This window comes from Sphaerotilus microaerophilus (assembly GCF_023734135.1).
Classification (GTDB): Bacteria; Pseudomonadota; Gammaproteobacteria; order Burkholderiales; family Burkholderiaceae_C; genus Sphaerotilus; species Sphaerotilus microaerophilus.
In genome coordinates, this window is record NZ_AP025730.1 from 671,553 (window position 1) to 680,960 (window position 9,408).

At 69.5% G+C, this 9,408-nt stretch carries 7 protein-coding genes; 5 read left to right on the top strand and 2 right to left on the bottom strand.

Annotated elements, in window-relative coordinates:
- Nucleotides 1-64: 64 nt before the first annotated feature.
- Entirely contained in the window at nucleotides 65-1,741 is a 1,677-nt protein-coding gene (locus NGK70_RS02980; protein ID WP_251971894.1) for a S8 family peptidase, read from the bottom strand.
- Nucleotides 1,742-2,140: 399 nt separating this feature from the next.
- Here NGK70_RS02980 and NGK70_RS02985 point away from each other — a divergent pair, with 399 nt between their 5' ends.
- Nucleotides 2,141-2,740, top strand: a complete 600-nt coding sequence (locus NGK70_RS02985; RefSeq protein ID WP_251971895.1) for a Uma2 family endonuclease — start codon at nucleotides 2,141-2,143, stop codon at nucleotides 2,738-2,740.
- A gap of 9 nt (nucleotides 2,741-2,749) precedes the next feature.
- On the opposite strand, the gene mgrA is transcribed toward NGK70_RS02985, so the two are convergent.
- Nucleotides 2,750-3,799: an L-glyceraldehyde 3-phosphate reductase gene (mgrA, locus tag NGK70_RS02990; RefSeq protein WP_251971896.1), complete on the bottom strand. Its 1,050-nt coding sequence runs from the start codon at nucleotides 3,797-3,799 to the stop codon at nucleotides 2,750-2,752.
- A gap of 248 nt (nucleotides 3,800-4,047) precedes the next feature.
- On the opposite strand from mgrA, the gene NGK70_RS02995 reads away from it, so the two are divergent.
- The 4 genes from NGK70_RS02995 to NGK70_RS03010 all read left to right on the top strand — a co-directional run bounded on the left by NGK70_RS02995 (nucleotide 4,048) and on the right by NGK70_RS03010 (nucleotide 9,011).
- On the top strand, nucleotides 4,048-4,674 hold the full coding sequence (locus tag NGK70_RS02995; RefSeq protein WP_251971897.1) for a hypothetical protein: 627 nt from the start codon (nucleotides 4,048-4,050) through the stop codon (nucleotides 4,672-4,674).
- A gap of 108 nt (nucleotides 4,675-4,782) precedes the next feature.
- Nucleotides 4,783-5,991 carry an alanine transaminase gene (gene alaC, locus NGK70_RS03000; RefSeq protein WP_251971898.1) on the top strand — a complete coding sequence of 403 codons (1,209 nt, stop codon included), beginning with the start codon at nucleotides 4,783-4,785 and terminating at the stop codon, nucleotides 5,989-5,991.
- Between the two features lie 254 nt (nucleotides 5,992-6,245).
- Entirely contained in the window at nucleotides 6,246-8,291 is a 2,046-nt protein-coding gene (locus NGK70_RS03005) for a sensor histidine kinase (protein WP_251971899.1), read from the top strand.
- Between the two features lie 15 nt (nucleotides 8,292-8,306).
- Nucleotides 8,307-9,011 (top strand): response regulator transcription factor, encoded by a 705-nt coding sequence (locus tag NGK70_RS03010; protein ID WP_251971900.1) that lies wholly within the window; start codon nucleotides 8,307-8,309, stop codon nucleotides 9,009-9,011.
- The last annotated feature ends 397 nt before the right edge of the window (nucleotides 9,012-9,408 follow it).

Below are 9,408 nucleotides of genomic sequence, written 5' to 3' on the forward strand. Positions count from 1 at the left end.
CCCATCGCCGGCGGGTGGCGAACCGGCCCCCCCGCCCGGTGTGGCGCGCAGCCCGGCCGGCTGGTCAGGGCACCGTGGCCGTCACGGCACTCAGGACGTTGTCTGCCGGGCGGTAGGTGAGCGCGGTACCGGACAGGTCGCTCACGGCCAGCGTCACCGCGGCCAGGTCCAGCCTCAGTGTGGACGAACTCAGCGCGCACGTGCCGTTGGCGGCGGTGACGCAGCTGCGCAGCGCGTTGCTGTTGGAGAAGCGCGCCGACACCTTCACGCCCTTGAGCGGTTGGCCCTCTTCCTGGTGCACCGCGATCGTCACCGTCGCCACCCAGGCGCTGCGCCCGCTCTTGCGGGTGGCCACGCCGAGCGACTCGACATGCACATCCCACGGCGTGGGAAAGGCCACCTGCCGGGCCGGGCCGACGAAGAGCAGCTTGTTCTTGCTGCCGGCGCCCGAGCTCTTCACCGCCGATGCGGTGGCCTGCGTGGTCAGCTGCGTGCCCACCTGCGCCGCAGTGAGCTTGGGCCGCTCCTGCAGCACCAGCGCTGCGGCGCCCGTGACGAAGGGCGTGGCCATGGACGTGCCCTGCTTGGTCACCAGCGCTGCGGCGTCGGTGTGTGTGGCCGAGGTGATGTTCGTGCCGGGCGCGAACAGGTCCAGGCAGCTGCCGAAGTTGGAGAACACGGCGCGGGTGTCGCGCAGGTCGGTGGCCCCCACGGTCAGCGCCGACGCAGCCCGGGCGGGCGAGTACTTGCAGGCGTCGGCGTTGTCGTTGCCCGCTGAGACCACCACGGTGAAGCCAGCGGAAGTCAGCCGCGCGACCGCCTGGTCGGTCGCTGCCGAGGCGCTGCTGCCCAGGCTCAGGTTCACCACACCGGGGCGCACGCCATGGGTGGCGATCCAGTCCAGGCCCTGGATCAGCGAGCTGCCCCAGCCCGAACCGCCACAGCCGATCACCCGCACCGGCACCAGCTGGGCCCCGGGCGCCACGCCCACCGTGGCACCGGCGGCGATGCCGGCCACGTGGCTGCCGTGCCCGGTGCAGTCGGCGGTGCCGGTTCCGTCACCGATGGTGTCGAAGCCGGCCAGCAGCCGGGCGCCGAATTCGCCGTGTGCCGAGATGCCTGAATCCACCACGTAGACGGTCACGCCGCTGCCGTCACGGGTGTTGGTGAACCAGCCATCCAGCGGCAGCCGGGCCTGGTCGATGCGGTCCAGCCCCCAGCGCCCGTCGGCAGCGGCGGCCTGGCGCAGGGCGGTGGCCTGGACCGGCCGGTCCCGCTCGATGGCCAGCACCGCGGGGTGGTCGGCCAGCTCGGCGACAAAGCGCTCTGCCTGGGCCTTGGGCACCGCGGCGGCAAAGCCCTGCAGCGCCTGGGAAAAGTGGCCCAGCACGCGAGCGCCCCGCCCGGCCAGCAGCCGCTGGGCGACCTGCTGAACGGCCACCTGCTGGCGCGCTGCCGCCAGGTGGCCTGCGCTCAGGATGGCGCGGCTGCGCGGCATGGCCTCGGCCACCGCCGCGGGGTTGAGCGTGACGATGTAGCGCGGCTCGCTGTTGCCCGCCTGCGCCTGCAGGGCGTTGACTTGCTGCTGCTCCTCGGCGCTGTAGGGCGCCAGGTCCAGTGCCACGCGGCCGGCGTTGGCTGCAGCATCCGTGTCGGCCGTGCTGTCGCCGCCGCCACAGGCGGCCAGCCAGATCGCCGCTGCGGCCAGGGGCAGCAGCCTTTTCACCCGGGTGGATGTCATGTGGAAGGTCTCGAAAAGGTGAATGCGCAGTCAGCCGTGACGGGGAGCAGGGAGTACCGCCGGCCGTTGGCCGGGGCGAAGCAGCAGTCACCGGTTCTATCGGCCGGCGCGGTGCGTTGATGAAGGGCGGAACGACAGCGTTTTTTGCGCTTGCGGTGTGCTTGAGGCCTGCGATGTGACCGATTCACGAAAGCGCTGCGCACCGAGGGGCCGTGCTGGCCTGACCGGCCATGCCTGCCCCGTCCTCCCCCTCCTGCACTGTGAGGCCCGCCGGCCTGCGGGCGCTGCCGTGGCTGGCCCGGATGCCCCAGGGCGGGCAACGCGCCACAGCGACACGGCAGCCATCCGCGCTGGCATCATCGCGCCCACGCATCGACCGATCCGCCGGAGCCCGCCGCCATGGGACACGCCCTGACCCGCACCCGCCTGACCCCCGCCGACTTCCTCGCCTGGGAGGACACACAGGCCGAACGCCACGAGTTCGTCGACGGCGAGATCTTCGCCATGGTGGGGGCTCGGCGCATCCACGGCATCGTCAGTCTCAACCTGGCATCGGCACTCAAGTCCCAGCTGAAGGGGACCCCCTGCCGAGTCTTTGCCGAGTCGATGAAGCTGCAGGTGGCCGACGACCTGTTCTACCCCGACGTCTTCGTCACCTGTGACGCCCGTGACCTGCGCACCGAGCAGGTTTTCACCGCACCCACGCTGATCGCCGAGGTGCTGTCGCCCTCGACCGAGGCCTATGACCGCGGGCTGAAGTTCACCGCCTACCGCCGCCTGGCCAGCCTGCGCGAGTACCTGCTGATCGACCCGGACAGCCGCGAGGTGCAGCTCTTTCGCCGCGGTGCAGACGGCCTGTTCACCCTGCACGACCTGAGCGGCCAGGCCGAGGTGACCTGCGAGAGCATCGGCTGCCAGGTCAGTGCCGCAGAACTCTTCGACGGACTGGACGACCTGCCTGGCGAGGCGCCGGCCGAAGGCGTCCTGCCGCCGACCTGAGCCTCGCGGTCAGACCTGCCAGTCCGAGCTGGGGGCGCGCCACAGGTCGACGCCGCCTTCCTGCGCGTGCCGGTCGATCTCGGCCAGCTCCTCGGCGCTGAAGGCCAGGTTGCCCAGCGCGCCGACGTTCTCGCGGATCTGCGCGGCGCTGCTGGCGCCGATCAGCGTGGTGGTCACGCGCGCATCGCGCAGCACCCAGGCCAGCGCCATCTGCGCCAGGCTCTGGCCGCGCTGGCGGGCGATGCCGTCCAGCGCGCGCACCCGCGCCAGGTTGGCGTCGGACAGGTGCTCGCGCTGCAGCGAGCCGCCGCCGGGGCGGTTCACCCGCGCATCGGCCGGGATGCCGTCCAGGTACTTGTCCGACAGCAGCCCCTGCGCCAGCGCGGTGAAGGGGATGCAGCCCGCACCGACCTGTGCCAGCGTGTCCAGCAGGCCGCGCTCGATGACGCGGTTGAGCAGGTTGTAGCTGGGCTGGTGGATCAGCAGCGGCACGCCCTCGGCGGCCAGCAGCCGGGCCATTTCCGCCGTCTTGCCCGGCGAGTAGGACGAGATCCCCACGTACAGCGCCTTGCCCTGCCGCACCGCATGCGCCAGTGCGCCAGCGGTTTCGGCCAGCGGGGTCTCGGCGTCAAAGCGGTGCGAGTAGAAGATGTCCACGTAGTCCAGCCCCAGGCGCTGCAGGCTCTGGTCCAGGCTGGCCAGCACGTACTTGCGCGAGCCGCCGCCCTGGCCGTAGGGGCCGGGCCACATGTCCCAGCCGGCCTTGGTGGAGATGATCAGCTCGTCGCGGTAGGGCCGCAGCTCCTCGCGCAGCAGGCGGCCGAAGTTGATCTCCGCCGATCCGTACGGCGGGCCGTAGTTGTTGGCCAGGTCGAAGTGGGTGATGCCGAGGTCAAAGGCGGTGGTCACCATCTCCCGCTGCACCGCCAGCGGCGTGTGGTCGCCGAAGTTGTGCCACAGCCCCAGCGAGAGGGCGGGCAGCTTCAGCCCGCTGGCGCCACAGCGGCGGTAGGGCATCGACTCGTAGCGGTTCGCGGCGGCGGCGTAGGTGGGCTTCATGGCGTGGCGGTTCCAGGTGGGGAGCGTGATGATGTCGCAGCCCGCCCATCCCTGGGGTACGACCTGGGTACACGCGGGGTCGATCGCGGCCGCTGTGATCAAGATGTCAGAGAATGTAACCATTGGATCCCGCTGCTCGGGTCAATGCCTGTTCCGTGCCGTTTTCTCCACCCACCATGCCCAGCTTCGGCGCCCTGGGGCGCAGTCGCGGCCCTTCGGCCGTTGACCCCGCGTTCGCGGACACCATCGTGATCCCTGTGCTGGTACCCGGTCCGCTGGACCGCCCGGCGGTGCTGCTGCGGCCACCGGTACGCCCCCCGGTGGCAGCGGCGCGAGGGGCCGCCCGCCGCCGCGTCGGGCCAGTGGTTGGCGGAGCGCTGGCGCTCGCGCTGCTGGGCGGTCTGGCCCTCGATGGTGACTGGCCACCACCGGGTGCCGGTGACGTCACCGCCGTGGCGTCGCGCCCCGCGGAGGCCGCACCAGCCGGCTCGGGCCGGGCCGGGACTGCGCCAGAGGGCCAGGCCGCGGCTGCGGTCGAGGTTGGTGTCAGGGTCGAGCCGCTGGTGGCGGCTTCTGCGCCCGCGGATGTGCCCAGCGCCGGCGCATCGGTCCGCTCCGAACTGCGCCCGCCGCGCACGCCAGCCCACCCGAATCTCGCTGCCGGTGGATGGCACCGGCAGATCGCCATGCTGGCGCACGAGTGGGAGGTCGCCGAGGCGATGCGCCTGCGCTACCGGGAGCTGCATGCGCAGGGCCTGGTGAGCTGGGAGGCCTGGCGAGCGCAGGAGAACGAGGCGCTGCGCCTTCGAATGCAGCTGCAGGGCCTGAAGCACCGGGTGCTGCGCGAGCAGGGCGGGGCGGCGGCCGGTCGATGAGGCGCCAATGGGCCGGCCGGCCTGTGTGATCGCCTAAGATGGTGCCCGGCCGCTCCCTGCGGTCACGTCGCTCGGACGGTTCCGGGCGCTCACGTGAAAGTCAGCACCATGTCGTCTGCCGTCTCCGGCAAGCGCCGCTTTGCGCGCATCGATCGCCTTCCCCCCTACGTCTTCAACATCACGGCCGAGCTCAAGCTTGCCGCCCGCCGGCGTGGCGAGGACATCATCGACCTGTCGATGGGCAACCCCGACGGGGCCACGCCGCCGCACATCGTTGCCAAGCTCTGCGAGGTGGCGCAGCGCCCCGACACGCACGGCTACTCGGCCAGCAAGGGCATCCCGCGGCTGCGCCGTGCGATCAGCCACTGGTACCAGGACCGCTTCGGCGTCGAGATCAACCCGGACAGCGAGGCCATCGTCACCATCGGCTCCAAGGAGGGCCTGGCGCACCTGATGCTCGCCACGCTGGACCGGGGCGACACGGTGCTGGTGCCCGACCCGAGCTACCCCATCCACATCTACGGTGCGGTGATCGCGGGTGCGGACATCCGCTCCATCCCGATGGTGCCCGGGGTGGACTTCTTCGCCGAGCTGGAGCGGACCATCCGCGGCAGCTACCCCAAGCCCAAGATGATGATCCTGGGCTTCCCGAGCAACCCGACGGCGCAGTGCGTGGAGCTGGGCTTCTTCGAGCGCGTGATCGCGCTGGCGAAGAAGCACGACATCCTGGTGGTGCACGACCTGGCCTACGCCGACATCTGTTTCGACGGCTGGCGCGCGCCCAGCATCATGCAGGTGCCGGGGGCAAAGGACATCGCGGTTGAGTTCTTCACCCTCAGCAAGAGCTACAACATGGCCGGCTGGCGCATCGGCTTCATGGTCGGCAACCCGGACCTGGTGGCCGCGCTGGCTCGCATCAAGAGCTACCACGACTACGGCACCTTCACGCCGCTGCAGGTGGCGGCCATCGCCGCACTCGAGGGCGACCAGCAGTGCGTCAAGGACATCGCCGCGACCTACCAGAAGCGCCGCGACGTGCTCTACAAGGGCCTGACCGAGGCGGGCTGGCCGGTGGACTGCCCCAAGGCGTCGATGTACATCTGGGCCAAGATCCCGCCGCACTATGCCGCGCTGGGTTCGCTGGAGTTCGCCCGCCAGCTGCTGGAGAAGGCCAAGGTCTGTGTCAGCCCGGGCATCGGTTTCGGCGACCACGGGGATGACCATGTGCGCTTTGCCCTGATCGAGAACGAGGGCCGCATCCGCCAGGCCGTGCGTGGCATCAAGGCGATGTTCAAGGCCGACGGCGTCGGCGGCTGAGCCTGGCGCGCGCCTGCGCTGAAAAGGGGGTGATGCGGTGGCTTCATCCGGGCCGGGCGGCTGGCTGTCGCTGGTCGCCGGCTCTGACGGACATGTCACGACCGAGCGGACTTTGGTGTATCCAGACGCTGATTTCTGCTTTACTTCACGGCAACATGAATTCCTGGCCTGTCTTCACAGGCCGTTTTTCGCCGTGTGTCAGGGAGCGCGCCCACGTCGGGCGGCCCAGCCGTGGCGGGACCAGACTCCCTCAGATGCGTCTTGCCGTCCTTGTTCCGTTGCCTCCGTCTCGACGCCCCAGGCTGGCCCGTTGGTGCTCCGGCTGGGCGTCGACATCGGTGCTGGCGCTGGCGTTGGTGCTCGCGCTAGCGGGTGTCCTGACCCGGTCGGCCCAGGCGGCCCCGGTCGGCCCGCCCATCCTGGCGTTGTCGACTGTCGAGGCGTACTCGCCCAGGGCCCTGCTGCCCTTTCTGGGCAGCCACGTGGACCATGGCGCCCGATGGCGCATTGATGACGCCCGGGCACAGCCGCAGGCCTTCCAGCTGCTGGAGGAGGTCTTCTCGGGGGGCTACCGGCGTGACCGGGCGTTCTGGTTCCGGCTGCAGCTGGATGCATCGGACTCCACCACGCTCATCTGGTGGCTGCGCCTGCACAGTGCCTACCTGGATGACGTTCAGCTGTGGCATTTCGGGCCGGACGGGCGGTTGATCGGTGGGCTTCGGCGCGCGGGTGACCTGGTCGAGCTCCAGGGCGCCCAGGAACTGCCGGCTCCCACCTTTGCGCTGGACCTCACCGCACCGGGCGTGCACGAGGTCTACCTGCGTGTGCACACGGCATCGTCGGCATTGATCCCCGTGTCCCTGATGGGCCAGCCCGCGGCAGAGCGCAGCCTGCCGCAGGAGCTGCTGCTGATCAGCATGCTGCTGGGGGCATCGTTCATCATGTTCGCGGTGGCTTGTGGTGCCGCGGTCTGGTTGCGCGACCGGCTGTATGTGCTCTACGCCGTCTTCGTGCTGGCCAACTCGCTGACCTGGGTCGGCATTTCCGGCTTTGCGCACCTGCTCTGGTTCGACCTGCAGCCGCCCTGGTCGGACCGCATGACCGCCAGCGCGATCGCCCTGTCGGCGTCCGTCGGCCCTTACCTGTATGTCCGGTTGCTGGCTCTCGCGGATCTTTCGCGGCGCGCCTTCCGGTTGTCGCAGGCGGGCGCACTCTTGCTTGCCGCTGCAGCCATACTCCCGTGGCTGGGCTGGAACAGCCACTGGACGCCCTGGGTCCTGGTCCTGCTCACGGCGTTGCAGGTCCTGGTCGTCATCATCGTGTTCCGGCAATGGCCACGCATGGCGGCAGGGGAGCGCATGCTGGCGCTGCCGGTGCTGTGCCTGGCGCTGCTGACCACTGTGAACACCCTCCTCACCTTCGGGGTGGTCAAACCGTCCGGCCTGGCGCTGGCGGCGGGCCCGTTCGCCCATGTGATGCACCTGACCGTCCTGATCTGGTTCCTGTTCCGCCAGACGCGGGCGGCCCGCCATGCCGCCACCGAGTCGGAAAAGCGGGCGCTGGCGGCTGAACTGCGGCAGCGGCTGGAGGCCGAGGCGCGGGAGGACAACGCCAACCTGATCGCGATGCTGGCGCATGAGATCCGCACCCCGGTGGCGGTGATCGACGCCGCGCTGCAGTCCCTGCAGATGCTCGACGAGCAGCCCACGCCCGAACGGGCCCTGCGACACGACCGCATCGGCCGGGCGCTGAACCGCCTGACGCAACTGGTGGATCTGGCGATGGCTCGGGACCGGCTCGACGTGGCGCAGTGGAGCGAGTCCCAGTTGCCGACCGACCTTGTGGCGATGACCCACGAGGCGTTGGATTCTCTGGGGCCTGTTGCCCAGTCACGGGTGCAGGTCCATGCGCCCGAGGACCTCCCGAAGCTGCGAGCGGACGCTCGGATGCTGCGCTATGCCTTGTTGAACCTCGTCGACAACGCGCTCAAGTACTCGCCGCCGGACTGCCCGGTGGTCGTGGACATGGCCGTCGCGTCGGATGCCGCAGGCACGCCTGGCCTGCGGTGGTGTGTGCGTGACCAGGGCATCGGCATCCGTGAAGTCGACGCAGAGCGGGTGTTCGACAAGTACTTCCGTGCAGGTGAGACGGCCCAGATCGCCGGCATGGGCCTGGGCCTGTACCTCGTGCGCCAGATCGTGTCACGCCACCGCGGCACCGTGCGCGTCCTGCCTGTCCATGACCAGCGGGGGGCCTGCATCGAGTGCTGGCTGCCGCTCGGTGCATCCTCGCCGCGCTGAACGCGCTGATCGACCATGACCACCCCGATCCGCATCGCCCTGGTTGAAGACAACGCCGACCTGCGTGATGAACTGACCTTCCACTTGCGTCGGCTGGGGCATGAGGTGGCCGGCTTTGCGGACAGCTCCCAGCTGGACGCCTGGTTGCGCGACAACTTGCCTGACGTGCTGGTGCTGGACGTGGGCCTGCCTGGCGAAAGCGGGCTGGCGATCGCCGCGCGACTGCGGGCCGACCATCCGGCGCTGGGCATCGTGATGCTCACGGCCCGTGGCGAAGTCGACGACCGCGTGGCCGGCTTCGACAGCGGGGCGGACATCTACCTTGTCAAGCCGGCTGATCTGCGCGAGTTGTCGGTCGTGGTGGAAAGCCTGTACCGCCGCGCCCACCGCCTGGTTCGTCCCGCACGCCAGGATTACTGGCAGCTGGATGGGCAGACCCTGGAATTGTTGGCACCCGGCGGAGAAAAGGTGCTTCTCACGTCCACCGAGTTCAAGTTGATGCGGGTGCTGGCCGAAAGCGCTCCTGAAGGGGTGAAGCGGGCGCAACTGGTCGAGGCACTCGGGTACCGGGACCACGACTTCGACCACCGTCGCCTGGAAACGGCGATGAGCCGACTGCGCAAGAAGCTGGAGCACCGTGCGGGTGAAGCGCCACCGCTGCGCAGCGTGCGAAGTGTGGGTTATGCCTTCGTGGCGACGATTCGCATCTGGACCCCTTGAGTCGCCTCTGGCGACCCATTCATTACATCAGAAGACAACTTCGTGACATTTGTCGCGAAGCTGGTGCTGCGTTCTAGCGACAGCAGCGCCCGCATGGTCTCCGCGGCAGTGACTGCCGTCACGGCCGTTCCGGAAAAGAGATCCGGCGCGCACCACGATGGTGCAAATGTCAGCATTTGCCAGCCTTTGCCAGCCACGGATTCCTAGCATCCGAAGCAACAGAACGTGTCTATGCGCCCGCGGGTGCGTCACGTCCCCCACAGCGACCGGAATGGCAGAGGCAATCATGGCGAAACGCAGCAGCAAGGCTCAAGGCGAAACGAGTCAGCAAGACGTGCTCCCCATCAACGAGTCAGGCAGGCCGGGACTCGAATCCGAGTGGGGGCAGGCGGCGAGT